Source organism: Aquitalea sp. USM4 (assembly GCF_004328945.1).
In the GTDB taxonomy this organism is placed as follows: Bacteria; Pseudomonadota; Gammaproteobacteria; order Burkholderiales; family Chromobacteriaceae; genus Aquitalea; species Aquitalea pelogenes.
Genome location: NZ_CP029539.1, coordinates 3,180,844 through 3,206,116, shown reverse-complemented (window position 1 = coordinate 3,206,116; position 25,273 = coordinate 3,180,844). Strand labels below are relative to the sequence as shown.

23 protein-coding genes and 3 tRNA genes are annotated in these 25,273 nt (G+C 57.6%); 11 read left to right on the top strand and 15 right to left on the bottom strand.

The window, feature by feature from the left end; genetic code table 11:
* Positions 1-7: 7 nt before the first annotated feature.
* A complete protein-coding gene (locus tag DKK66_RS14795; RefSeq protein WP_131359348.1) occupies positions 8-499 on the bottom strand; it encodes a DinB family protein in 492 nt (163 codons plus the stop codon).
* 367 nt (positions 500-866) lie between these two features.
* On the opposite strand from DKK66_RS14795, the gene DKK66_RS14790 reads away from it, so the two are divergent.
* Positions 867-2,228: an ATP-binding protein gene (locus tag DKK66_RS14790; RefSeq protein ID WP_131359346.1), complete on the top strand. Its 1,362-nt coding sequence runs from the start codon at positions 867-869 to the stop codon at positions 2,226-2,228.
* Positions 2,229-2,296: 68 nt separating this feature from the next.
* Here DKK66_RS14790 and rimO read toward each other — a convergent pair whose 3' ends face one another.
* The 3 genes from rimO to DKK66_RS14775 all read right to left on the bottom strand — a co-directional run bounded on the left by rimO (position 2,297) and on the right by DKK66_RS14775 (position 4,855).
* A complete protein-coding gene (rimO, locus tag DKK66_RS14785) occupies positions 2,297-3,613 on the bottom strand; it encodes a 30S ribosomal protein S12 methylthiotransferase RimO (RefSeq protein WP_062788522.1) in 1,317 nt (438 codons plus the stop codon).
* A gap of 119 nt (positions 3,614-3,732) precedes the next feature.
* Positions 3,733-4,170, bottom strand: coding sequence for a hypothetical protein (locus DKK66_RS14780; protein WP_131359344.1), 438 nt, complete (start codon positions 4,168-4,170; stop codon positions 3,733-3,735).
* 259 nt (positions 4,171-4,429) lie between these two features.
* Complete coding sequence (locus tag DKK66_RS14775; RefSeq protein WP_131359342.1) at positions 4,430-4,855, bottom strand: organic hydroperoxide resistance protein; 426 nt, start codon at positions 4,853-4,855, stop codon at positions 4,430-4,432.
* Between the two features lie 118 nt (positions 4,856-4,973).
* Here DKK66_RS14775 and DKK66_RS14770 point away from each other — a divergent pair, with 118 nt between their 5' ends.
* The 3 genes from DKK66_RS14770 (at position 4,974) to DKK66_RS14760 (ending at position 8,845) form a co-directional block, all read left to right on the top strand.
* Positions 4,974-5,846, top strand: a complete 873-nt coding sequence (locus DKK66_RS14770) for an AraC family transcriptional regulator (protein ID WP_207389789.1) — start codon at positions 4,974-4,976, stop codon at positions 5,844-5,846.
* A gap of 118 nt (positions 5,847-5,964) precedes the next feature.
* The gene (locus tag DKK66_RS14765) at positions 5,965-7,305 is read left to right on the top strand and encodes an aspartate aminotransferase family protein (RefSeq protein ID WP_045845150.1); all 1,341 of its coding nucleotides are present in this window, start codon (positions 5,965-5,967) and stop codon (positions 7,303-7,305) included.
* A 46-nt stretch (positions 7,306-7,351) separates the two neighbouring features.
* On the top strand, positions 7,352-8,845 hold the full coding sequence (locus tag DKK66_RS14760) for a CoA-acylating methylmalonate-semialdehyde dehydrogenase (protein ID WP_131359338.1): 1,494 nt from the start codon (positions 7,352-7,354) through the stop codon (positions 8,843-8,845).
* Positions 8,846-8,931: 86 nt separating this feature from the next.
* On the opposite strand, the gene DKK66_RS14755 is transcribed toward DKK66_RS14760, so the two are convergent.
* Both DKK66_RS14755 and phaR read right to left on the bottom strand, forming a co-directional pair.
* Positions 8,932-9,681 (bottom strand): hypothetical protein, encoded by a 750-nt coding sequence (locus DKK66_RS14755; protein WP_131359336.1) that lies wholly within the window; start codon positions 9,679-9,681, stop codon positions 8,932-8,934.
* An 86-nt stretch (positions 9,682-9,767) separates the two neighbouring features.
* Complete coding sequence (gene phaR, locus DKK66_RS14750) at positions 9,768-10,334, bottom strand: polyhydroxyalkanoate synthesis repressor PhaR (protein ID WP_045845152.1); 567 nt, start codon at positions 10,332-10,334, stop codon at positions 9,768-9,770.
* Between the two features lie 200 nt (positions 10,335-10,534).
* Here phaR and DKK66_RS14745 point away from each other — a divergent pair, with 200 nt between their 5' ends.
* Both DKK66_RS14745 and DKK66_RS14740 read left to right on the top strand, forming a co-directional pair.
* A complete protein-coding gene (locus DKK66_RS14745) occupies positions 10,535-11,080 on the top strand; it encodes a phasin family protein (RefSeq protein ID WP_045845153.1) in 546 nt (181 codons plus the stop codon).
* Between the two features lie 122 nt (positions 11,081-11,202).
* A complete protein-coding gene (locus DKK66_RS14740; protein WP_045845154.1) occupies positions 11,203-12,330 on the top strand; it encodes a M14-type cytosolic carboxypeptidase in 1,128 nt (375 codons plus the stop codon).
* Between the two features lie 70 nt (positions 12,331-12,400).
* On the opposite strand, the gene DKK66_RS14735 is transcribed toward DKK66_RS14740, so the two are convergent.
* The 3 genes from DKK66_RS14735 to DKK66_RS14725 all read right to left on the bottom strand — a co-directional run bounded on the left by DKK66_RS14735 (position 12,401) and on the right by DKK66_RS14725 (position 15,734).
* On the bottom strand, positions 12,401-14,119 hold the full coding sequence (locus tag DKK66_RS14735) for a hypothetical protein (RefSeq protein WP_131359334.1): 1,719 nt from the start codon (positions 14,117-14,119) through the stop codon (positions 12,401-12,403).
* Positions 14,120-14,294: 175 nt separating this feature from the next.
* A complete protein-coding gene (locus DKK66_RS14730; protein ID WP_131359332.1) occupies positions 14,295-14,603 on the bottom strand; it encodes an H-NS family nucleoid-associated regulatory protein in 309 nt (102 codons plus the stop codon).
* A gap of 105 nt (positions 14,604-14,708) precedes the next feature.
* A complete protein-coding gene (locus DKK66_RS14725) occupies positions 14,709-15,734 on the bottom strand; it encodes a folate-binding protein YgfZ (protein WP_131359331.1) in 1,026 nt (341 codons plus the stop codon).
* A gap of 226 nt (positions 15,735-15,960) precedes the next feature.
* Between DKK66_RS14725 and DKK66_RS14720 the strand changes: the two genes are divergently transcribed.
* The 4 genes from DKK66_RS14720 to mscL all read left to right on the top strand — a co-directional run bounded on the left by DKK66_RS14720 (position 15,961) and on the right by mscL (position 16,894).
* Positions 15,961-16,036: transfer RNA gene (locus DKK66_RS14720), tRNA-Asn, on the top strand.
* A 32-nt stretch (positions 16,037-16,068) separates the two neighbouring features.
* Positions 16,069-16,144 (top strand) — tRNA-Asn (locus tag DKK66_RS14715).
* An 18-nt stretch (positions 16,145-16,162) separates the two neighbouring features.
* Positions 16,163-16,238 (top strand) — tRNA-Asn (locus DKK66_RS14710).
* A 194-nt stretch (positions 16,239-16,432) separates the two neighbouring features.
* Positions 16,433-16,894: a large conductance mechanosensitive channel protein MscL gene (gene mscL / locus DKK66_RS14705; protein WP_045845158.1), complete on the top strand. Its 462-nt coding sequence runs from the start codon at positions 16,433-16,435 to the stop codon at positions 16,892-16,894.
* Positions 16,895-16,960: 66 nt separating this feature from the next.
* On the opposite strand, the gene DKK66_RS14700 is transcribed toward mscL, so the two are convergent.
* The 3 genes from DKK66_RS14700 to DKK66_RS14690 all read right to left on the bottom strand — a co-directional run bounded on the left by DKK66_RS14700 (position 16,961) and on the right by DKK66_RS14690 (position 19,980).
* Positions 16,961-18,784, bottom strand: a complete 1,824-nt coding sequence (locus DKK66_RS14700; protein WP_131359329.1) for a methyl-accepting chemotaxis protein — start codon at positions 18,782-18,784, stop codon at positions 16,961-16,963.
* Between the two features lie 191 nt (positions 18,785-18,975).
* Entirely contained in the window at positions 18,976-19,566 is a 591-nt protein-coding gene (locus tag DKK66_RS14695) for a methyltransferase domain-containing protein (RefSeq protein ID WP_131359327.1), read from the bottom strand.
* Positions 19,567-19,587: 21 nt separating this feature from the next.
* Positions 19,588-19,980: a DUF1289 domain-containing protein gene (locus DKK66_RS14690; protein ID WP_082695993.1), complete on the bottom strand. Its 393-nt coding sequence runs from the start codon at positions 19,978-19,980 to the stop codon at positions 19,588-19,590.
* Between the two features lie 96 nt (positions 19,981-20,076).
* Here DKK66_RS14690 and DKK66_RS14685 point away from each other — a divergent pair, with 96 nt between their 5' ends.
* Positions 20,077-20,328, top strand: a complete 252-nt coding sequence (locus DKK66_RS14685) for a hypothetical protein (protein WP_045845162.1) — start codon at positions 20,077-20,079, stop codon at positions 20,326-20,328.
* A gap of 149 nt (positions 20,329-20,477) precedes the next feature.
* Here the strand turns inward: DKK66_RS14685 and DKK66_RS14680 are convergent, their stop codons facing one another.
* From DKK66_RS14680 to DKK66_RS14670, 3 genes are all read right to left on the bottom strand, one after another.
* Complete coding sequence (locus DKK66_RS14680; RefSeq protein ID WP_045845163.1) at positions 20,478-20,837, bottom strand: DUF779 domain-containing protein; 360 nt, start codon at positions 20,835-20,837, stop codon at positions 20,478-20,480.
* A gap of 185 nt (positions 20,838-21,022) precedes the next feature.
* Positions 21,023-22,543, bottom strand: a complete 1,521-nt coding sequence (gene adh / locus DKK66_RS14675) for an aldehyde dehydrogenase (protein ID WP_131359325.1) — start codon at positions 22,541-22,543, stop codon at positions 21,023-21,025.
* A 132-nt stretch (positions 22,544-22,675) separates the two neighbouring features.
* The gene (locus tag DKK66_RS14670; protein ID WP_131359323.1) at positions 22,676-25,273 is read right to left on the bottom strand and encodes a PAS domain-containing hybrid sensor histidine kinase/response regulator; all 2,598 of its coding nucleotides are present in this window, start codon (positions 25,271-25,273) and stop codon (positions 22,676-22,678) included.

Sequence of the window (25,273 nt, the reverse complement as noted above, 5' to 3'; positions counted from 1 at the left end):
ATCTGGATTAGCTGAGTCTTCGCTCTGGCTGTGCAGCATGAATGTAAACAGTATAGGTATCCGCCGGGCGCTGTGCCCCGGCCTGCTCCAACGCATGACCAATGGCACCACGGTGATAGGTGCCGTGATTGAGGATGTGAAACAGGATTTCCTCACGGCTCATGCTGCCTGCCAGGCCATCGGCAAACACGAAACGGATGATTTCTGCCGCGCTTGCCGGCTCCATGCCGGCAACATGGCTGGCAAACCAGGCGTCGGACGCCAGCAGACGGCGCTCCAGCTCGGCCAGTTCAGGCAGTTGCGCACTATTGGTGGCAGCATGCGGCGCAGGCAGGCCCAGCAAGCGGGCGCGGAACAACTCTTCCACTATCAGCATGTGATTGAGTTGCTGGCAGACAAAGGCCAGGGTGGCTGACTGAAGGGTGGCATCCAGCGTGGCGACGGCCTGCAAGGTGCGCTGGTCCGCCCATTGTTTGTAGGCAAAAGCATGGGCAAACATGGTGTGAGTCCGGTGATGGTGAATGCCATATCATGCCATGCGACTGCGCGTACGGCATCCGCAAGCCCGCTCTGCCATCAAAAAACCCCGCCCGGCCTTGCCAGGCCTGACGGGGTTGCAGATGAACAGGAAAAGCACTCAGCCCAAGGTAAGCGGCTCGATACCGCCACACGCAAACCATACATGCAGGTAAAACCCAGCGTCTTGCGGGCAATGAGCCGCTACAACAAAAGAAAAATGCCGGGCAGCTGGCTCCCGGCATAAAATCAGTACAGCCGGACCGCCAGGCTGCCGCTCTCGCCCGGCAGACATGCCTGCCGGACAATCCATCGGATGAAACCACCACTCCTTACAGGAAACCGCCGTCATGCCCGTATCGCACCATGCCCTGCATGCGCCAGTCAGCCTGCCGGACGACAGCATTGCTGCAGCCGGACAGGAACTGGCCGAATCAGCCTGGATTGATGTCATCCAGCGCATGGATGAGGTGTACAGCGAACTGGTGGCCTCACAGGAAACGCTGGAGACCAAACACCGGGAACTGGCCGAGGCCCATCACTTCACCGAGGGCGTGCTGGCGGCGATGACCGACGTGCTGATCGTGTGCGACACCGTGGGCAAGGTGCGCCAGGTCAACCGCGCCATGTTGCAGCTGACCGGCCGGTCGGAAAATGCACTGGTCGGCTGCGATCTGACCGAACTGGTGCAGGACAGCCAGTCCCGGCAACAGATTGCCAGCCTGCTGGCAGCCGGGCGCAGCGATGTGCAGGATGTGGAAATCGCTCTGCCGCGCCAGCAGGGCGAGCCGGTACCGGTTACCTGGAATGTCAGCCCGCTGTATGACGGCGAAGGGCGCTATAGCGGCTTTGTGGCCGTCGGGCGGCCGGTGGGCGAACTCAAGCGCGCCTATGCCCAGCTGCAGGCAGCGCATCAGGCGCTGAAATCCGCCCAGGCCCAGCTGGTGCAAGCCGAGAAAATGGCCTCGCTGGGCCGGCTGGTGGCGGGTGTGGCGCACGAGCTGAACAACCCCATCAGCTTTGTACTGGGCAATGCCCACGCCATGCAGCGCTATGCCGCCAAGCTCACCCGTTACCTGAACGCCATTCACGCCCATGATTTGAGTCCGGAAAACCAGGCGTTGCGTATCGAGCTGAAAATCGACCGTCTGATTGCCGACCTGCCCTCGCTCAGCGAGGGGCTGATGGAAGGAGCCGAGCGTAGCGGGCATATCGTGGATGCACTGAAACGCTTTTCTGCGGTGGAAGAAAATACCCGGCAACGGGTGGATCTGGCCGACCTTACCCAGCGCGCGCTGCACTGGGTCAGCCGTGCCGCGCCATTCCGGGTGGAAGTCATCAATATCGGGCTGGACAGCCCGGCCTGGGTGTGCGGTTCGGCCAACCAGTTGCAACAGGTGCTGGTGAACCTGATCCAGAATGCGTTTGATGCCATCGAAAAAACCATGAAGCCCCGGCTGGAACTGAACATCACCCGTCAGACACACAGCGTGGAACTGCAACTGCACGACAATGGCAGCGGCATCAGCGAGGAAGCCTTGCCGCTGATCTTCGATCCCTTCTTCACCACCAAGCCCATCGGCAAGGGCACCGGGCTTGGCTTGTCCATCAGCTATGGCATTGTCGAACGCCATGGCGGGCAACTGAGCGCCGACAATCACCCGGATGGCGGTGCCTGCTTCACGCTGAGCCTGCCCGCGTTCAAGGACTAGGCTGCACCAACAAAAACGGCGTTCCCGCAGGAACGCCGTTTGTTCAACTTGTCATCCGCAGCACGGAATCAGACGCGCTCGCCCCACAGGTCGTGCTCGCTGCAATCGACAATGTCCACCTCGACAAACTGGCCGGCTTCAAGACCGGTGGCATCTTCCACAAACACCAGGCCGTCGATTTCCGGCGCATCGGCATAGCTGCGGCAGATGGCAGTGCCCTCGTCGTCGATTTCATCCACCAGCACGGTCAGGCGCTGACCGATACGGGCTTCCAGCTTGCGGGCGCTGATTTCAGCCTGCACTTCCATGAAGCGCTCCTTGCGCGCCTCTTTCACATCTTCCGGCACCTGATCCGGCAAGTCGTTGGCGGTAGCGCCTTCGACTGCGGAATAGGTGAAACAGCCCACGCGGTCCAGCTGGGCTTCACGCAGGAATTGCAGCAGTTCTTCAAAGTCTTCTTCGGTTTCGCCGGGGAAGCCGACAATGAAGGTAGAGCGGATCACCAGCTGCGGGCAGATCTCGCGCCATTTCTTGATGCGCGCCAGCACATTGTCGCTGTTGGCCGGACGCTTCATCAGCTTCAGCACTTTCTGGCTGGCATGCTGGAACGGGATATCCAGGTAAGGCAGGATCTTGCCGTCGCGCATCAGCGGAATCACTTCATCCACATGCGGGTAGGGGTAAACATAGTGCAGGCGCACCCAGATGCCGTGCTTGCCCAACTCCTCGCACAGCTCGGTCATGCGGGTTTTCACCGGACGGCCGTCGTGGAAGCCCAGCTTGTATTTGACATCCACGCCATAGGCCGAGGTGTCCTGCGAAATCACCAGCAGCTCCTTCACCCCGGCGCGGGCCAGATTGGCCGCTTCACGCAGTACATCGTGTACCGGACGGCTTTCCAGATCGCCGCGCATGGACGGGATGATGCAGAAGGTGCAGCGGTGATTACAGCCTTCGGAAATTTTCAGATAGGCGTAATGCTTGGGGGTCAGGCGAATGCCGATATCCGGCACCAGGTCGACAAAGGGGTCGTGCGGCTTGGGCAGGTAGTTGTGTACCGCATCCATCACCTCGTCGGTAGCGTGCGGGCCGGTGACGGCAAGTACCGACGGGTGGGCATTCTGCACCACGCCATCCTTGGCACCCAGACAGCCGGTAACAATCACCTTGCCGTTTTCATTCAGCGCTTCGCCAATGGCATCCAGCGATTCGGTCACCGCCGAATCGATGAAACCACAGGTGTTGACCACCACCAGGTCAGCCCCGTCATAGGAGGACGAGATTTCATAACCCTCCGCGCGCAGGCGGGTAAGAATGTGTTCGGAATCACTCTGGGCCTTGGGGCAGCCGAGGGAAACCATACCGATACGAGGAGCTTTGGACATGTGGCGTAGTGCAAAAAATGAAAAACGCCAGATTATACAGCGATTTGCCGGTGCATACCCATGCAGCTTCCGTCAAAACACCCTGCCGCGGGCAAATGCTGCCGGGCATGAGCAGCATTTCAGATTGCCGAATCCAGATCGTCAGCAATCGCTGCCTTCATGGCTGGCCAGGCCATCAGGGTTTCATGTTCGCCTACGGTAAAACCACGGCCCAGCGCTGCTACCCGGTCACGGTAGGCATGCAGTTCCGGGTGATCCGCAAACAGCCGCTGCAGCTCCTGCTGTTGCGCTGCACTGGCCATGGCACAGCCACGGAACAAGGCCCAGAGCAAAAAACCACAACCCGACCACAGAAACATGGACAGCAGGATACCCAGCGTGAGTGGTGCCAGCCCCAGCCAGCCAGCGGGCAGCAGGGTTGGCGTGATGGACGGTGGCAGGATGAGGATCAATAGCAATACAAGCGGAATCATCATCCGCAGCAGACGGATCTGCCAGCGGCTGAGTGCCATCATGTCGAATTGTATTTGTGGTGCTGGTGCTTGCTTGTGGTCCATCTTCACGCTTCTGTTTGTCTGACATGCGCAGACACCCTGTTGTCAGCTTCCTATCTTATTGTTTTGTTTATTAATTATCGTTAATTTTGATCATGATTCTGTCAACAAGTGTAAAGACCAGCCAACGCCGGGCCAGCCGGGTCGGTATTGGCATTGCAATACAAATCCTGCATAAGCCAAAGTCATGCTTCATGGCGGACAAATACAAAACCCCCGGCGAGACCGGGGGTTTTCGTGATGCCGTGAATCGGACGTCGGCTTACACCAGCTGCAAGCGCACGTCGATATTGCCACGGGTGGCATTGGAGTACGGGCAGACAATGTGCGCCTTGTCCACCAGCGCTTGTGCCTTGGCCGCATCGACACCGGGAATGCTGATCTGCAGATCCACTTCAATACCAAAGCCGGTCGGAATCGGGCCGATGCCTACGGTAGCGTTCACCGTGGTGGTGGCAGGCAAGGCCACCTTGTCTTGCATCGCCACATATTTCAGCGCCCCCAGAAAGCAGGCCGAGTAACCAGCGGCGAACAGCTGCTCCGGATTGGTACCCGGGCCACCGGCACCACCCAGTTCGCGCGGGGTGGACAATTGCACCTTCAATGCAGCGTCAGAAGATTCGGCACTGCCTTCACGGCCACCGGTGGCAGTGGCATTGGCGCGGTAGAGAACTTTTTCAATGGACATGGTGGATTCCTTGTATTGCATGAGTGGGGGATCAAGCCGTTTGGCAGAAACCACTTTACCGCGCTTGCCAATACGATATGCTACAAAAAGTATTGATAAATTGATCAGGAGTCGCAAAGTGCTGGATACCTGTACCGACAGGCTGGACGCCTTGCTGCATCACTTCCCGGTGCGTGCGCGCCTGTTTCATTCCGGCAGCCTGTGCGGGGTGACCCGCTTTGACACGCCGGAGAGCGGCGGGCAGTTACATCTGGTGCAGCACGGTGAGCTGACCGTGGAACACCCGGGCCAGGCTGCGCTGCATATTGGCGAACCCAGCCTGCTGTTTTACCCGCGCCCATTGGCACGCCGCTTTATCAGCGATCCTCAAGCCGGTGCCACCCTCGCCTGCGCCCAGTTGCAATTCGACGGCGGTGCTGACAACCCGCTGGCCGGGGCGCTGCCGGATGTGGTCTGCGTATCGCTGAAGGACATTCCCGGCACCCAAGCCATTCTGGAGTTGCTGTTTACCGAGGCCTTCAACCACTACTGCGGACGAGAGGCCCTGCTGGACCGCCTGTTCGAGGCGGTCTTCATCCAGCTGCTGCGCTATCTGATGGAAACGGGGGCCATCCGCGGCGGCATGCTGGCGGGCATGTCCCATCCCAGGCTGCGCCGGGCCCTGGTTGCCATGCATGAACAACCGCAGCAGGACTGGACGCTGGATGCACTGGCTGCACTTTGCGGCATGTCACGCAGCGTGTTTGCCAATAGCTTCCGCAGTACGCTGGGCAGTACGCCGGGGGCCTACCTGCAAGGCTGGCGCATCAGTCTGGCCCAGCAAATGCTGCGTCGGGGACAAGCATTAAAGCTGATTGCCGATGCGGTGGGTTATGGCAGCGAAGCCGCGCTGGCTCGGGCATTCAAGGCACATTGCGGCCAGACCCCGCGCGCGTGGCGGCTGGCGCAGCAGCCCGCCAGCCTGACTACCGGCCAGCCCGTCAATCAGTAGTACTGTGGTGGCAGGCATTACGTTCAAAAAAACTCACCTTTACGTTTATAACTTTCAATTTAACTCACCTATTGTTTGATGCATGCTGTGCACATCAACCATGGCACCAGGAGCCATCATGTCTGCACCGCATTCTGTCTTCACCCCTAGCGATCTGAAACTCGACGCACAGTGGATGCCCTTCTCTGCCAACCGTGCATTCAAGCAAGACCCGCGCATCATCGTGGCTGCTGACGGCAATTACTTCATCGATGACAAGGGCCGCCGCATTTTCGACAGTCTGTCCGGCCTGTGGACCTGTGGTGCCGGTCATAACCGCAAGGAAATCCAGGAAGCGGTAGCGCGTCAGCTGGGCACGCTGGACTACGCACCGGGCTTCCAGTACGGCCACCCGCTGGCCTTCCGCCTGGCCGAGGAAATCGCCGGCATCATGCCGGATGGCCTCGACCACGTGCTGTTTACCGGTTCCGGCTCCGAGTGTGCCGATACCGCCATCAAGATGGCCAAGGCATACTGGCGCCTGAAGGGTCAGCCCAGCAAAACCCGCTTTATCGGCCGCGCCCGTGGCTATCACGGCGTAAACATCGGCGGCACCGCACTGGGTGGCATTGGTGGCAACCGCAAGCTGTACGGCCAGTTGATGGATGCCGACCACCTGCCGCACACCCTGCAGCCGGGTATGGCCTTTACCCGTGGCATGGCCGAAACCGGCGGCGTGGAGCTGGCCAACGAGCTGCTCAAGCTGATCGAACTGCACGACGCGTCCAATATTGCCGCCGTCATCGTCGAGCCGATGTCCGGTTCCGCCGGTGTCATTGTGCCGCCCAAGGGTTATCTGCAACGCCTGCGCGAAATCTGCAACCAGAACAACATCCTGCTGATTTTTGACGAAGTCATCACCGCCTACGGCCGCATGGGCAAGTGGACCGGTGCCGACTACTTCGGCGTTACCCCGGACATCATGAACACCGCCAAGCAGGTGACCAACGGCGCAGTACCGCTGGGTGCGGTGATTGCCTCGAAGGAAATCTACAACACCTTCATGCAGCAGAACCTGCCGCAGCACGCCATTGAATTCACCCATGGCTACACTTATTCCGGCCACCCGGTGGCCTGCGCCGCCGGTCTGGCCACGCTGGAAGTACTCAAGCGCGAACAGCTGATCGAACAATCGCTGGCACTGGCACCGGTATTCGAGGACAAGCTGCATGCGCTCAAGGGCAGCCAGCATGTGGTGGACATCCGCAACTGCGGCCTGGCCGGTGCCATCCAGCTGGCCCCGCGTGACGGCGATGCCACCATCCGTCCCTACGAGGCAGGCCTCAAACTGTGGCAGGCTGGTTTCTACGTGCGCTTCGGTGGCGACACCCTGCAATTCGGCCCCAGCTTCAACACCACCCCGGCACAGCTCGACACCCTGTTCGATGCCGTGGGCAGCGTACTGAACAATCTGGCCTGAGCCTGATACTCAAACCAATACCGTGCATAGCAAGAAAGAATCCAACGTGAGCACCATCGCCCATCTGATCAACGGTGAGCTTGTCCAGCAGACAGGCCGCAGCACTCCCGTCTTCAACCCCTCGCTCGGCAAGCCGGTACGCGAAGTGGCCCTGGCCGACCAGGCCATCCTGCGTGCTGCCATCGACAGTGCCAAGGCCGCCTTCCCGGAATGGCGCAAAACCCCGCCGGCCAAGCGCGCCCAGGTGATGTTCCGCTTCAAGCAGCTGCTGGAAGCCAACCGCGACAAGATTGCCCAGCTGATCAGCGAAGAACACGGCAAGACGCTGGAAGACGCGGTGGGCGAACTGCAACGCGGCATCGAAAACGTGGAATACGCCTGCGGCGTGCCGGAACTGCTCAAGGGTGAATACAACCGCAATGTCGGCCCCAATATCGACAGCTGGAGCGACTTCCAGCCGCTGGGCGTGGTAGCCGGTATCACCCCGTTCAACTTCCCGGCCATGGTGCCGTTGTGGATGTACCCGCTGGCCATCGCCTGCGGTAACTGCTTCATCCTGAAGCCGTCCGAGCGCGACCCCAGCTCCACCCTGTACATTGCCCAGCTGCTGCATGAAGCCGGCCTGCCCAAGGGCGTGCTGAATGTGGTGAACGGTGACAAGGAAGCCGTTGATGGCCTGATCCAGGCACCGGAAGTGAAAGCCATCAGCTTTGTCGGCTCCACCCCGATTGCCGAATACATCTACACCGAAGCCAACAAGCGCGGCAAACGCGTACAGGCGCTGGGTGGTGCCAAAAACCACGCCGTGGTGCTGCCGGACGCCGATCTGGACAACACCGTCAATGCACTGATGGGTGCGGCTTATGGCTCCTGCGGTGAGCGCTGCATGGCTATTTCGGTAGTGGTGGCAGTAGGCGACCAGGTGGCCGACAAGCTGGTGGAAAAACTCAAGCCCAAGATTGCCGAGCTGAAAATCGGCGCCGGCACCTCCTGCGGTCTGGACATGGGCCCGCTGGTGACCGGTGCGGCACGCGACAAGGTGGTGGGCTATATCGACAGTGGCGTGGAACAAGGCGCAACCCTGGTGGTGGATGGCCGTGGCCTGAAAGTATCCGGCTGCGAGGACGGCTTCTTCGTCGGCGGCACCCTGTTCGACCACGTCAAGCCCGGCATGAAGGTCTACGAAGAAGAAATCTTCGGCCCGGTGCTGTGCATCGTGCGGGTGAACAGCCTGGAAGACGCCATGCAGCTGATCAACGACCACGAATACGGCAACGGTACCTGCCTGTTCACCCGTGATGGCGAAGCAGCTCGCCTGTTCTGCGACGAAATCGAAGTGGGCATGGTGGGCGTCAACGTACCGCTGCCGGTACCGGTGGCCTACCACAGCTTTGGCGGCTGGAAGCGTTCGCTGTTTGGCGACCTGCACGCCTACGGCCCGGATGGCGTGCGCTTCTACACCAAGCGCAAGACCATCACCCAGCGCTGGCCGCAACGTGCCAGCCACGAGGCTTCGCAGTTCGCCTTCCCCAGCCTGTAATCGCCGCACAGCAGACTGAAACAACACAGCCCCTGCCCACACCACGTGGACAGGGGCTGTGTTAATTCAGGCCGGGTAAAGCGCGGTCATGGGCAATCCGGGCGATCCGACGAATCCGTGACTGCCGGACGCCGCAATTGGCACATGCGCTGATGCAGGCGGGCGAAATCCTCCGCTGGCCCCATGCCCAGCTGTACCAGGGCAATAATTGCCTGCCCTTCACGCTGCGCCTTGGCAGCCGCAGTTTCACCCGTCTCCGCTTCGGGCCATACCACCCAGGTGGCAGCCAAGGCCCCATCAATACGGACCACCGCGTGAAACAGCGGGCGTTCCTTGCTCGAAGTTGCAAGCCAGCACAGTATGCTTGCCTGACCGTCGCCCGGTAGATCCGGCAGTGGCTGCCCGGCGGGCGGGCAATCCGCACTCCAGACGCTTGCACGCGCCTCCGGCGCAAGCGGCCAGGCCAGCAGGCTGAATCCATTAACTGGCAGTGCCTGTATCAGCTCCGGCGAAGCGTTGTTACACAGTGCACGCGACCATTGCCGCCGCAACTGGCTACAAAACACCTGCGACTGGGGAATGTCCTCTTCCCAGCCATAATTCCTGATGCGGATGCGCAACTGCGGCAGCTCCAGCGCGGCAGCAGCTGCACTGGCATCGCGCAGGCGCTGCCGCGCGGCATCGGCTGCGATAGCTTCTGCCTTACCCGTACCCAGAGAAAAGCTCTGCCCTCCTGCATACTGACTACCCACAGCAACGCGTGGCAGCACCAGCGGGTGATCGGCCACACGCACATACACATCCTGCACCAGCTCGGCCAGTTGCTCTTCCGTCATATCACGGGGGCCACCACAACCGGTGAGCAGCAGGAACGCAGACACAAAAAAACCCGCACTCACGCGGGTTGTGACGGACGCTGACATCAGGACTTGTCAGTATCGTCCTTGCCCGGCGGTACATAGCCGGGGAAACCAAAGCCGCTGAACAGCTGCTTGGTTTGCTCTTGCATGCGGTTCTGCATTTCCAGGAACATGCCGGTGCTCTGCTCCATATAGCTGGACATCACGTTCTGCATGGCAGGGCCCTGCAGCTTCATGAACTCCCCCCACATGGTGGAATTGAACACCGCCTTGTCGCCGTACAGTGCACGGGTTTGTTCCTGCAATTTCTGCTGCATCTGACCAAACAGTTGCAGGTTCTTTTCCAGGAACGGGCCCATCATGCCCTGCATGGCCTGACCATAAAAGCGGATGAACTGGGTCAGCACTTCATAGCTGAACATGGGCATGCCGCCGTTTTCTTCCTCCAGGATGATTTGCAGCAGCACGCTGCGGGTGATGTCATCCTGCGTCTTGGCGTCGACAACCTGGATATCCACGTTCTCGAGCACCAGCTGCTTTACGTCTCCCAAAGTGATGTAGGAACTGGTCGCCGTGTCATACAGGCGACGGTTCGGGTACTTCTTGATGACCCTTTTTTCAACACTCATGTAACACTCCCGGATTATTGTCGTTGGTGTTGTGCACCCGCAATTTATCATAAATACAACAAGCTAGAGCAAAACTTCTACCGTCCTTGCACGGACCATGCTACATTCCGCCTGCATTGTGCAGTGCAATATAAAAATAGATACAATCAATACAGAGCTTGTCGGTCTTTTCCACGAAATCTAATGATGAGGGTAATTACATGTTCAATACTAACGATCAACTGAGCAAAGTCTCCCTGTCCGGCTTTGAAGCGGCCCTGCGTGTAGCACAAATCTCCCTGGACAGCGCCGAGCGCCTGGTCAAGCTGAACCTGGAAGCCTCCAAGCAAACCCTGGAAGAAAACGTCAAGGTTGCCAAGGCTCTGGCCGGCGCCACTGATGCCCAGGAAGCCCTGAAGCAAATCAACCAACTGGCCACCCAATCCGTGGACAAGGCAGTTGCCAACTCCCGCAACGTTTACGAAATCGTATCCGCTGCACAAAGCGAACTGTCCAAACTGGCAGAAGAAAACCTGGGCAGCTTCAACAAGAACCTGATCACCGCTCTGGAAGGTGCCGCCAAAAACGCACCCGCAGGTTCGGACAATGCCCTGAACGCCGTCAAGACTTCGCTGGCTGCTGCCGCCGCCGCCGTTAACAGCTTCAGCAAGGCTGCCCAACAGGTTGCCGAATTCACCGACAGCAGCATCAAGGCTGCCAGCAGCGCCACTGCCGACGCTGTGAAAACTGCTACCAAGCGCGCCTGAGTACGCTGATATCCAGTCAAAACCCCGCCAAGGCGGGGTTTTTTCTATTGTCTGATGCACAGCCAGCGCGGCGGGTTTACAATTCCTCTTTTGAGTTCCGGCAAAGACGACAGGTTCAACGCATGAAAATCAGCAGCAACTTTGACGCAGGCAGTATCGAAATCGTTTCGATGGAGAGTTTCGACGACATTCAGCTGCGGATCCCCCATGACAATGCCGCGGACTTTGCCCAGTGGTTCTATTTCCGCTTGCAAGGTGCTGCCTACCAGGCTTGTACCCTGCGCTTTCTGAATGCCGGTGAGTGCGCCTACCCGGAAGGCTGGACCAATTACCAGCTGATGGCCTCCTACGACCGCATCAACTGGTTCCGCGTACCGGCGCAGTATGATGGCCAGGTGATGACGGTAGAGCACGTGCCGCTGGCCAACAGCGTGTACTACGCCTACTTCGAACCCTATTCGCACGAGCAGCACCTGAACCTGCTGGGCCAGGCACAAGGCTCGGGCCTGTGCCAGATCCACGATCTTGGCTTCACCGTGCAGGGCCGTGACATCAATCTGCTGACCATCGGCCACGAGGTTGAATCCGACCTGAAAATCTGGATCACCGCCCGCCAGCACCCGGGCGAAACCATGGCGGAATGGTTTGTCGAAGGTTTCCTCAACCGTCTGCTCGACCCGCTGGATGCCACCTCGCGTGCGCTGCTGGACAAGGCAACATTTTATGTCGTGCCCAACATGAACCCGGACGGTTCCATTTTGGGCAATCTGCGTACCAATGCCGCCGGTGCCAACCTGAACCGCGAATGGCTGGAGCCTTCGGCGGAAAAGAGCCCGGAAGTGCAGCTGGTGCGCAACAAGATGCTGGAAACCGGCGTTGACCTGTTCCTGGATATTCACGGCGACGAGTCGCTGCCTTATGTGTTTGTCGCCGGCACTGAAGGCGTGCCCTCTTATACGGATACCATCCGCCAGCTGGAAGAAAAGTTCAAACACTACCTGATGGTGGCCAACCCCGACTTCCAGGATGAAGTGGGTTACGAAAAGGACGCCCCGGGCAGCGCCAACCTCAGCCTGGCCACCAACTGGGTAGGGGAAAACTTCAAGTGCCTCGCCTTTACCCTGGAAATGCCGTTCAAGGACAATGCCAACCTGCCTGACGACGACTACGGCTGGAATGGCCAACGCAGCCTGCGCATGGGCGAGGCCGTCCTCACCCCGATTTACGCGGTGATTAACGAACTGCGCTGACCGCGCCTGAGTAATAAAAAAGCCGGAGACAATCTCCGGCTTTTTTTGTTGTGATCCAGCAAGACAGGCATTACATGACGATTGGCAGCTTTTCCAGCGCCTTCACCAGTTCGATTTCGGCCAGACACCAGTCACTCCCCTTTTCCAGCACCTTGCCCAAGGCAATCTGGAAATGCTTGCCGCGGGCCGTCATATAGTATTGCTTGCCAAGGGTATAGCAGGAAATCGGCATGATCAGTGCGTTGATGCGCCGTCCACCACGATCAAAAGGAACAAACAAGGAAATGTGACCGGACAACCACACCATTTCCTGCGGCAAAGTGGGGTCGATCAGCTTGCTGTCCACCGGACGAAGGGACGCTGCGACCGGACGGCTGGAGAGCGTCTCCAGGCCCAGGTAAATACGCTCGCGCTGATTGGCACGCTTGACGCGGCGGATCAGGCCCAGGCTCCAGTTGTTGCTGTCCACATCGCGATAACCCACCAGGCCACCCAGGCTGACCCATTCATTTCCCAGCGCATCCAGAGTGACGCCAAGGCCTGTCTGGCTGACATTATCCACCGACCAGCGCAAGAACTCGTCGCGTGCCTGTGCTGCAGGTACCGCAGCATCGCCGGACAGCGGCGCCAGTGCCAGCGTGCTGCGATCACGCTTGCGACTGGTGACAAAACCGTAAATGCGGATATTTGCCGCGTCGTCAAAACTGTCGGTGTCGGCCTGACGGGTTTGCACCTGACTGGCCTCATCCGGCTGGCGAATCAGGCGATGCAACAAAGACAGACGGTGCGCTACCTCAAGATTGCGATTGGTCACCGCCGTGCGCTCTGCCCGCTCAAAGCGTACCGGTTGCGCAGCCCATTCACGGCACAACATGCGCAGCAGGCCTGCATCAATGCCGGGTTCGATCAGGGGCTTGAGCTCGGGCGGCAAACGGCCACCTTCCATCACGGTTGCCCAGCCATGGATGATTTCCACCATGTCTGCCGTCGACCAGTAACGCGCAGCGTCGCCAGCCATATCCCCCAATGGGCGCATGGCGGGCTTTGCCTCATTCAGCACAACCGCAAAACTGGCATCCTCTGCATATTCAGGGTGCAGCGACATGCGATTGGAGACCAGGCAAAGAATATGATAGGAAAAATTGAATTGGCGCTGGGTGAGATTACCGCTACTGAGCAAGGACAGCATCAGCATGATCAGATACTGATCCTGTACTGTCGTACCCGGACTTTCCTCGCCGAATAGAAAAACAGGCGTGGAATCAACCCGCATTTTCTCAGCGAAACGGTACAGCTGATTTACATTTAACCAGAACACATCATCAGGACTGAAATGCCGCAAATACTGCCAGCGGGCGAATTCGCCAAAATAATGCATCATGCGCACCAGCACCAAAGGCAGCATGGCACGCAGGCGCTCCTCCTGCTGGACATCGACATCAAATGACAGTGCGCGCTGGTAAAAATCCAGCAATTCCTTGCCAAAAGACAGTATCTGGGCCCGCAGCTGACCTTCCAATACCTTGGGCATGCGGGAGTTGAGGAAATACTGTGTACACAGATTATCGTGCAGTGGCTGTATTTCCAGATTGAGCGTCAACACCGCATCCAGTAAATCGGCCGTCACCCGACTTGATTGGGCATTCACCTCGGCCAGCATCTCGGTCATTTTCTCGTGAGCAGCAGCGCCGTATTCCTGCTTGAGTGCATCGGCATAAGCCTTGGCAGCGGCAGCATTGGCCAACGGATCTGACTTGCTCTTGGTGCCTCGGGAGAAAAAGTCCAACATGTCGTAGCTTTCGGGCGATCAAGGTAACGGGAAGCCGCAAGATAGACTGCCGTTGCGGTGTAGATTGTTATCAGTATTTATACACGGAGCCGATTGGGCAAGAAGAACTTGCATGCAAAAACAAAAAGCGCCCATGCAGGCGCTTTGGAACAGCCACTTGGCAGGCCATGTTACATCAGATGGCCAGATCTTCAAGCGTTTTGCCAGCAGTCAGCAGCTCCTGTACCCATACCGGCTTGCGACCGCGGCCAGTCCAGGTCAGGTCGGCATTTTCCGGGTGACGGTACTTGGCTTCAACCGGCTTGCGCACGGCGCCACCTACTTTGCCCAGCACTTCTTCAACGCTCAGGCCATAAGCCTTGGCCAGTTCGATGATCTGCTTTTTGGCTTTGGTTTTTTCTTCCGATTCGCGACGCTTGATTTCATTTTCAACGTCGCTTTTCAAAGCAACCAGCTCGGTAAAACTCAGAGTGCTAATGTCCATTTTCCGCCCTTATTATTCAGTTTGACCACAACAGTTTCAATTTAGCCAAAAGCAGACAGAAACGTCAAGGCAGAAGTGCTAAATTTCTGTAAACAAAGCCAGTATTTATTCATCCTGAATAGGATAAGGCAATGTCAGACATTCCAGGCGATGCTGGTATTCGGCTTCCAGATAAATCCCCTTCCCCCAGCAAACTGTCTGCACAACCACCAGCGCTTCTTGCTGCACTTCATTCACCGGACAAACTGCGGCAACCATACCAATTGATTGTTCCGGCAGTTCCGGACTGAATAGCTTGTCGCCGGCTCGCGCGCTAACTGCCAGGCTTGCCTTGAATAAACGCCGTTTTACTTTACCCAGATATTGGGTACGCGCAACGATTTCCTGCCCCGGATAACAACCCTTCTTGAAGCTGACAGCACCAATCAAATCCATATTCGCCATTTGCGGAACAAATTGCTCTTGCGTTGCCAGTGTCACCCAGGCAATGCCCGCGTCTATATCCCGAATACCCCAGGCTTGTGACGATACTGCTGTTGCTTTTTCGGCTACAAGCTGCGCTGCCAATGGCGAATCAGCCGTCAAATTAAGAATGAAACCACCGCCTGGCAATGCAATGGCCACATCACCATTTTGTTCCTGCACGGCAAGCGGGCTTGCTGCCGGTTTCGCATAATACTGCGCAATGACGGCCTCCAATTGCGCACCGCGTACACCGAGCAAACAGGCATCAGCGCCATTGAGCACCGTAACCTTGACCTTGGAGCGCATGACAAACATGGTCAGACGTTTGGCAATGGCTTGGCAAATATCCGCTGAAACCATCAGGTAATAGCTGCCTTGCAGCTGCCAGGCCAGGAAACTGGCCAGCATGCGTCCTTTGGCCGTGGAATAGGTGGTGAAGCGCGCCTCTTCGCCTACCTCACGAATATCACCGGACAATTGTCCTTGCAGGAATGATTCGGCATCTTCGCCTTCCAGACGGATCAGGGCAAAACCATCCAGTACTGCAAGTGCATTGCCTGAGCGGACCGCAGCAACCTGCCCGAACAAATCCGGAAATTGCAGCAGGCCATCCTGGCCAACACACCCGCGATTATCATCTACCCAAACTTGCCACGACTTGTTCATCTTGCAACACCTGTAATTAGCACACCAAATTAGTCAGGAATTCTACTTTTTCCGGCCCTGTTCTGCCAGCCTCATGCTTGACCACCAGCATCAACAACAGGATATTCTTTTGCCTTCATACACTTAGCCAACAGCAAGAAACAAGCTGCATGGAATGTGTAATATTCGACGGCCAAACCGTTGACACGCCTGGCTCTCATCGGTATAGTTCGCACTCTCTTGATGTTCCCTGATAGCTCAGTCGGTAGAGCGACGGACTGTTAATCCGCAGGTCGCAGGTTCGAGCCCTGCTCGGGGAGCCACAAGACACCATTGATCAGCATTGCCCGGTTATTCCCTGATAGCTCAGTCGGTAGAGCGACGGACTGTTAATCCGCAGGTCGCAGGTTCGAGCCCTGCTCGGGGAGCCACCCAGCAATGCATTCAATTCCCTGATAGCTCAGTCGGTAGAGCGACGGACTGTTAATCCGCAGGTCGCAGGTTCGAGCCCTGCTCGGGGAGCCACCTTATTCAAGCAAAAGCCCACTTTATATAAAGTGGGCTTTTTGTTTTGACTCCGCCATGATTCCTGTATTTTCTTTGTGCTTTGACAGATCGGTCAATGATGGTGCAAGAATATGCCACACAACATACCAGCATATTCATGCTAAACTAGTGTTTGGTTAACACTGTATTAAACAAAAACTAAAGGATCAGCCATGTCCATTCTGAAGGAATTCAAGGAATTTGCCGTTAAAGGTAATGTAATCGATCTGGCCGTCGGTGTGGTGATTGGTGGTGCTTTTGGTTCCATCGTCAAATCGCTGGTTGATGACGTAATCATGCCGCCTATCGGTCTTCTGGTCGGGAATGTCGATTTTGCCAATCTGTTCCTGGTTCTCAAGGAAGGCGTCAAACAGGCCGGACCTTATGCCTCGGTCGCCGCCGCCAAACAGGCTGGTGCCGTCACCATGAATATCGGCTTGTTCATCAACTCTCTGGTCAGCTTTACCATTGTCGCCTTTGCCATCTTCATGCTGGTCAAGGCAATCAACAGGCTCAAACGCGAAGCACCGGCAGAAGCACCGGCCGCACCCGCCACCAAGGAGTGCCGCTACTGCCTGTCCAGCGTACCCCTGAAGGCCACCCGCTGCCCCTGCTGCACATCACAGCTGGATTGATGCCACGCATCGGCAAACAAGTGAAAAGAGGCCTCAAAAGGCCTCTTTTTTTTGCTGCACGCTGATTCAGCGCTTGTTCTTGCTCTTCAAACCAGCCGCTTCCAGCAAGCTGCTGGGATCAAACCCCAGCCGCAATGCGCCCCAGTGACGCCCATCCAGATAAACCGGCAAGGTCAGTTCGGACAGGATTTCACCGGTATCACGCATATAGGTGTGCAGCAGGAAGGGCTGGGTGTTGTGCGCCGATTTCAGCCCTGCCGGGTCCGAGAAAATCCGTTTGTCACGGCTGTTGATCAGGTCTTTCTCTTCATCACCCGTCACAGCCTGGCTATACCAGCTGTTATGCGTCGGGGCATAGCCATTGCCATCCACCAGCAAGCAGAAACGCCCGCCGACTACATCTCGCACCAAGGCGTCGTAATGCGGTTGCACCAGGCCTGCCAGCTTTTCGTCGTAAGCAGTATGGTATTTGGGCGGCTTGCTGCCGGGAATCTGCTGGTAGCGCTTGTCAAAGACATCGACACCGGACTTCAGCTGTTGCTGCAGAATATCCTGCAGCACATCACGCTGCTTGCGCGCGAGGCTGATCATGCGGTCAAACTCGCCTTCGCCGATGATGAAGCGCGACACCATTTCCTGCACTTGCTCTGCCACACCGGACAGTTCGTCTGCCACATGCTCGGTATGATTCAGTCGCTCTGTCACCAACTGGCCCAGGCCATGAATCTCTGATACATGGCGATTCACCTGCCGGTTGGTTTCGGCAAAATCTTCCATGGTGCCGGCAATCTGGGTCAGGCTGCTGGCCGTGGTTTCAAAATCGCCCATCATGCGGCCGAAATGTTGCGAGGCACGTGATACCACCTCGCGTGCCTTGTGTGTGTCCGTGGTGATTTCATTGGTTTCAACCTGGGTATCGGAAACCAGGCCCAGCATGCCATCAATATTGCTGGAAATCTCATCGGTGGCGTTCTTCACCTTTTCCGCGAGTTTGCGCACTTCATCGGCAACCACGGCAAAACCACGGCCGGTTTCACCTGCACGCGCAGCTTCGATGGCGGCATTCAGTGCCAGCAGATTGGTTTGATCGGAAATATCCTTGATCAGGTCAACAATGGTTTTGATACTGGCCGAACGCTGACTCAGGTCTTCAACCGTCTGGTTGAAATGTCCCACCTTCTGACTGATGTCGTAAATGCGGTCCGCCACGGTTTTCAGTTCGTCATACGACTCGCGAGCCACATCCAGATTGGACAAGGTGGAAGCTGAAATGGATTGCGTCTGCCCGGTAACCTGATTGATGCCGGTAGTAGTCTGGTCACTGGCATCGCGCACCCGGGTGGCAAACTCGTCCTGGCGTACTGCACTGCCCAGCGATTCGCTGACATTCTTGCGGGTACGTGCCGAATCCATGGCAATGCGTACTGTCATCAGGCGTACATTGCTGATGATTTCGCGCATTTTCAGCTGGAAGCGGTTATAGGAAATCGAAACTTCGCGGATTTCGTCATGCGTGACGGTGGGAATATCCCGTGACAAATCACCCTCACCAGCACCTATCTCATTGAAAATGCCGATAATCATCTTGAGCGGACGCACAATCAGATAGCGCAAATACCAGACCATGAAACTGATGAAGACGAAGCCGGCCAGCCACAGTGCCGATGACCAGAAAATGGCGCCATCAATACTGGACTGTATCTGCGCCAGATTGGTCGCATTGATACCAGAACCGGCTAGCTGGCTGCGAATGCCAGTCAGCACCAGATAGACGTAAACCACCATGATCAGCTGGAACAGACTCAGAACAAAGAAACTGCACAGCTTCCGGGTCAGGGTAAAGAAAAATGTTTTCTCGATCAGGGTATAGACGCGCCAGAACCACTCCATGCTCTCTCCTTACAACCTGCTGCTATTGCTTGTTATATGTTTAAAGCGGGCGCTACATTTTTACCCGAATTTAGTGAATTAACCAATCAAATTTAGGATAAACCTGATAGCAATCAAGAAGCATTACCATTCGCACCAAAACAATTGAAAACTATCAACACAAAAATTGATCAATTTGGCAGCAAGCAAACTCAGTTTGCCAGCCTCTGCCACACCATCCAGTACTCTTTCCCGGCGAAAACAGGTATGGCCGCAGCCACGGGCTGGCAAGTCAGCAAGCTGAAGGATGGATCCAGCCGCTGGTGCAAATCCGCCAGGCTGGTTCCGTAGGGCGGGCCTTTGGGCTTGTCTGCCAGAAAAAACACCCCTGCCAGAAAACCTCCGGTTCGCAACAGTTGGCTGACCTTATGGGTATAGCTCTCCCACAGCCTGGGCGGCAAGGCACACAAGAAAGCACGCTCGAAAATGGCGTCATAGTGTGCATCGGCTTGCAGGGCAAAGAAATCGGCCTGCCACAACCGCGCGGTACTGCCCAGCAAAGCCTGACGCGCACGCTTGACCGCCTCGTGGCTGAAATCAATCGCATCCACCTGCATGCCTGCCGACAATAGCCAGGGGACGTCGGCCGCACTGCCACAGCCAGGCAGCAGTACCTTGCTGTCAGGTTCCAGCCCGGCAAAAAACTGCCGCATCTGCTCATCGCCAGCAGCACCCTCCCATGGCGTTACGCCTTGCTCGTAGCGCTGATCCCAAAATGCGGGCAGTGAACTATCCTGAGCCATCCGTCAGTCTTCCTTTTAATGCTAATTTGCTAATGCAACATACTGGGAAAGTTGCGCCAATACCCCGTCCAGCCCTTGCTCCAGACCAAGAGGCAAACCTCGCCCGTCCGGCAGACGCAACTGTAGTTGCCCCGCACTCATCCGCAGCATCAGGATACGGCCATCCAGTCGCAATACGCCCCACTCCTGACCATCCTGCACTTGCAAGTCCAGCAGCACGCCCAGACGCTCGGCAATTTCCAGCAAGGGCATGCGCTGTGGCAGGGTTTGCCATACTTGCTCGCGCTCGGTGCCATCCATGAAGCACCAGTTGGAAATTTCGGCAAAGCTACGGCCACATCCCCGACAAACATTGTCACCAACCGCAGTTGTACAGCGTGCAATGCATGGGGAATCGGGTCGTTGTGTTGCCATTGAATACTCCTGTATGAAACATATCTGTCATCTTTCTTGACGAAGGCAATAAAAATGTCAGATAAATGAAAGATCGCTGCAACATGATATACACCAATGCCTCGCAACGAATTATTGATTTTCCGTATATTGCGCATCCTGCGCACACGTCAGGTTCAGTATCTGGATGAACAGCAGATCATGACTGCCATGCGCCGCGAGATGGGGAATGAGGTCAACGAGAGCATCATCCAGGAACATCTGCGCTATATGCAGCAGCACGGCCTGCTCAAGCCCGTCAACCTCAAGCGCCATGGGAACGGTTACGCACTGGACTGGGCCGGCTACGACTATCTGGACGCCTCCTGAAACTGCGGTCATTTTAATGGCAGACAAGACCGGCAAAGGATTTTTCCTGAGCAGAAATGCAAAAACCCCCGACCGGGGGTTTTGTTTTGTCTGCATGTTTGCAGTGGATGACTGGACCAGCCTGAGTCTGCCAAGCCGCCTGGCTGACTTTATTGCTGGGCGAGTTCCGCCAGTTCTTCGTCGCTGAACAATCGCGACAGGGTGACAAAGCGCATGCCTTCACTCCCTTCCAGCGAAAAGCTGCTGCTGCGTCCGGGCAGGGCATCGATGGTAAGTTGGCAGTTCTGCCAATAACCGTACAGGAATTCGCTGATGTAAAAAGGGCAGCCGCCGATTTCGCCCAGCAGGATGTCATGATCGCCAACACGGAATTCCTGCTGGGTAAAACACAGTGGCGCACTGCCATCACAACACCCACCAGACTGATGGAACAGCAAGGAACCATGGCGTTGGCACAACACCGACAATAGTTCCGCAGCACGCTCTGTCATGTTGACGCGGGAAATCATGTCACCCCTTTGTGAAAAACCGGCGGCGCCAAAGCGAGAGCGGCTCGCGCCACCCCCAAGGAGGACCGCTGCTTGCACACGGTCACCACCAGTTACAGGTGATGACCGTGAGATGGACAGTTTGCAAACCGACGGTGCAGCACAGCGCACCACACCGTCGGCCCCTGGCGGAGGAAACCCGCCGCTTAGAAGAAGCCCAAAGCTTTCGGGCTGTAGCTCACCAGCAGGTTCTTGGTTTGCTGGTAGTGATCGAGCATCATCTTGTGGGTTTCACGGCCGATACCGGACTTCTTGTAACCACCAAAGGCAGCATGTGCCGGGTAGAGGTGGTAGCAGTTGGTCCAGACACGACCGGCCTTGATCTCGCGGCCCATACGGTAGGCGGTGTTACCGTCACGGGTCCAGACACCGGCTCCCAGGCCAAAGGCGCTGTCATTGGCAATGTGCAGGGCTTCTTCCTTGTCCTTGAAGGAAGTCACGGCAACAACCGGGCCAAAGATTTCTTCCTGGAATACACGCATCTTGTTGTGGCCGGCCAGGATGGTCGGCTGCACATAGAAGCCCTCGGACAGCGCACCACCCAGATTGGCCTGACCACCACCAGTCAGCACCTGGGCACCTTCGGCACGACCGATGTCGATGTAGGACAGGATCTTGTCCAGCTGCTCACGCGAAGCCTGCGCACCGATCATGGTGGACATGTCCAGCGGATTGCCCTGCTTGATGGTCTTGACGCGGGCCACGGCGCGTTCCATGAAGGCATCGTAGATGGATTCCTGCACCAGCACACGCGACGGGCAGGTACATACTTCACCTTGGTTCAGGGCAAACATGGCGAAGCCTTCCAGTGCCTTGTCAAAGAAGTCATCGTCTTCGCGCATGATGTCTTCGAAGAAGATATTGGGCGACTTGCCACCTAGTTCCAGCGTCACCGGAATGATGTTTTCGGCAGCGTACTGCATGATCAGGCGGCCGGTGCCGGTTTCGCCGGTAAAGGCCACTTTGGCGATACGCGGGTTGGTGGCCAGCGGTTTGCCGGCTTCCACACCAAAGCCGTTCACTACGTTCAGCACGCCATCCGGCAACAGGTCGGCAATCACTTCCATCAGCACCAGAATGGCCATCGGGGTTTGTTCGGCCGGCTTGAGCACGATGCAGTTACCGGCAGCCAGTGCCGGAGCCAGCTTCCACGCGGCCATCAGCAGGGGGAAGTTCCACGGGATGATCTGTCCGACCACGCCCAGCGGCTCATGGAAATGATAGGCCACGGTGTCGTCGTCGATCTCGGACAGCGAGCCCTCCTGCGCACGCAGGCAGGAGGCGAAATAGCGGAAGTGGTCGACTGCCAGCGGCAGGTCGGCAGCATTGGTTTCACGGATGGGCTTGCCGTTGTCCAGGGTTTCCACCAGCGCCAGGAACGGCAGGTATTCTTCCAGGCGGTCGGCAATTTTCAGCAGCACATTGGCGCGCACGGCCGGCGCAGTGCGACCCCAACGGTCGGCAGCGGCATGTGCAGCATCCAGCGCCAGTTCGATATCAGCAGCGCTAGAGCGGGCAATGTCACACAGCGGCTTGCCGTCAATCGGGCTGATGTTGGTGAAGTACTGGCCTTGAACCGGGGCCACCCAGCGGCCACCGATGAAGTTTTCGTAGCGGGATTTCAGCGGAATTTTCTTGCTGATTGCGGCGAGTGCTTGCTGATACATGACGTTGCCTCCTGGCTATTAGAATCGGGGTGCCGGCGTATCTACCGGCAGCCAGGTCATTGTGCGAAATTGTCTCGCCCTTCTCTATTCGACTTTGGTCTTAGAAACCCGGGCTCTGCCCCGGCAGTCAGGTCAGTCAGCACCGGACTGCGCCAGCCGCCCCAGATGACCGATCAGTGCACGCAGTCGTGCCGGACGTACCGGTTTGGTCAGGATGGCCCAGCTTTCTGCCGCAATCTCTGCAGCAACTTCCGGCGTTCTGTCCGCGGTGATGATGGCCGCAGGTATGCGCTGCCCTAGGGCTGCGTACAAGGCCAGTATGGCTTGCGGGCCACGTTCTTCGTTGTCCAGGTGATAGTCCGCCAGAATCACGTCGGGCGGACGGCTGAGCTGGTCAAGCAAGGACACGGCCTGCGCGGTGTTGGCCGCCACCAGCGGCAGGCAACCCCAGCCGGACAGCAAGGTACTCATGCCGGCCAGGATGGCCGGTTCGTTATCAATCAGCAGCACGGACAGGCCCTGCAGTTCGGATGGACCCGGCGAAGTGACACGCTCTTGCTGGCGCGGAAACAGGCTGGCAGCCTCGGCCTGACCATAGGGCAGGACAATGCCGAAGAATGAGCCGCGCCCATAGTGTGACTGCACCACCAGCCGGTGCTGCAGGCGGGTGGCCAGGCGTTTGACGATGGCCAGCCCCAGGCCCAGGCCCTTGCTGCACATGCCACTGTGCTCGGCCAGCCGCTGGAATTCCTCGAACACCAGCGACAATTTGCCGGCCGGAATACCCTGCCCCTGATCCCACACGCCCACCAGCACGCCGTCGCGCACCCGGCGGGCCCCCAGCAGCAAACTGCCTTGCTCGCTATAGCGCAGGGCATTGCTGAGGAAGTTGCGCAAGATGCGCCCCAGCAGCACCCAGTCGCTGTGCACCACCACCGGCAAGGGATGGCAACGCAGTTTCAGGCCCCGCTCTGCCACCAGCGGGCTGAACTCGATGCTCAGCTGACGCAGCAACTGGTCCAGATGAAAGTGGCTGGGGGTGATTTGCAAGGCACCGGCATCAATGCGGGACAGTTCCAGCAGGGTGTTGATCAGGTCGTCCACGGCTTCCAGCGAGCTGGCGGCATGCTGTGCCAGCCGCATGCTGTCCGCATTGCCCTCGCGCTCCGCCAGGCTGGCCACAAACAGGCGCGCTGCATTCAGCGGTTGCAACAGGTCGTGGCTGGCGGCGGCAAAAAACCGGGTTTTACTGAGATTGGCTTCTTCTGCAGCCACAATGGCGGCGCGTAACTGGGTATTGGCATCACGTAATTCAACAGTGCGTGCCATCACGCTCTGTTCCAGCTCTTCCTTGGCTTGTTGCAGTACCTGTTCGGCGCGACGGGTTTGGGTGATGTCCTGGATCAGCGCGTAAAAGCCATGTACCGCGCCATCTTCGCCAATGTGCGGTATGAATGCCGCCTGGGCATATTCGACCGAACGCTTGGGTGCAGGCATCTTGAGTTCAAAGACGGAGGAAACACCAGCCAGTGCCTGCTCGACAAAATGGCGGCGCGGGTCGTACAAGTCAGGCCCCAGCACTTCACGCAGGGTATGGCCGTTGATCTCGTTGACCGGTTTGCCAAACCAGTCCTCATAGCCCTTGTTGGTAAAGCGGTAAACCTGGTCTTTGTCGACATAGGAAATCAATGCCGGCAAGGCGTCGGTAATCAGCCTGAGCTTGGATTCGCTTTCACGCAGCGCCCGTTCGTCATGCTTGCGCGCGGTGACATCGCTGCAGGTAATCACGAAGCCGGCATTGGGCATCGGGCAGGATTCGATTTCCAGCACCAGTCCGTGGCAAGTCTCTACCTCGTAACTGCCACTGATCGGACAAAGCAGCGGAATTTCGGCATCTTCCGGCAAGGCATGGCCAATGGACAGCGTGGCCGGGTGCAAACCTGCCAGTTCGCAAAAACGATGATTCCAGGCCAGCAGCTGTGAATGCTGGTCGAATACGGCAATCCCCTGACGAAGACTGTTGACGGTGGCAGCCAGCAATTGGCGGTGTGCTGCCTGGTCTTGCTGACGCAGCAGTTGTTCCTGGCGTTTGATTTCGCTGATGTCGGTATAAATGGCTACCCGGCCACCATCGGCCGTCGCCCGTTCACTGATGCGCAGACAGCGACCATCGCTCAATGGCTCCAGATAACTGCCGTTGCAGTCGTGGTGCTGGTTGCGACGCAATGCGCGCCATGCATCGGCCTGGCCCATGGCGTCCAGCACGGCGCCGGATTCGGCCAGATGATCCAGATATTCGGCAAAGTGCATGCCGGTGCGGACATGCCCGCGCAGTACCGGCAGCAATTCGACAATGCGCTGGTTGAAGCGTACCAGGCGGTCGTGCTGGTCCCACTGGGCAAAGCCGTCGGCAATGGTGTCCACCGCCACGCCCAGACGGTTATTGGCCTGCTCTGCCGCCAGCCGCGCCTCTTCCAGTGCGATATTGCTGGTCTTCAGGTCGTTGATGGCGCGTTCCAGCGCGTGAGTACGCTCCTGGATGCGCTTTTCCAGCTCGGCAGACACCTGGAAAATGGTAAAGGAATTGCCATTGTCGGCCATGCCGCTTTCCACGCGGTAAATCAATGCGTTATTGATCTTGCGCAGTTTGGCATTGTCCTTTTCCAGCTGCTCGACGTATTGCAGCAGCGTGGCTGAATCTGCCCGGGAGAGATCGACAGCCGGTTCCAT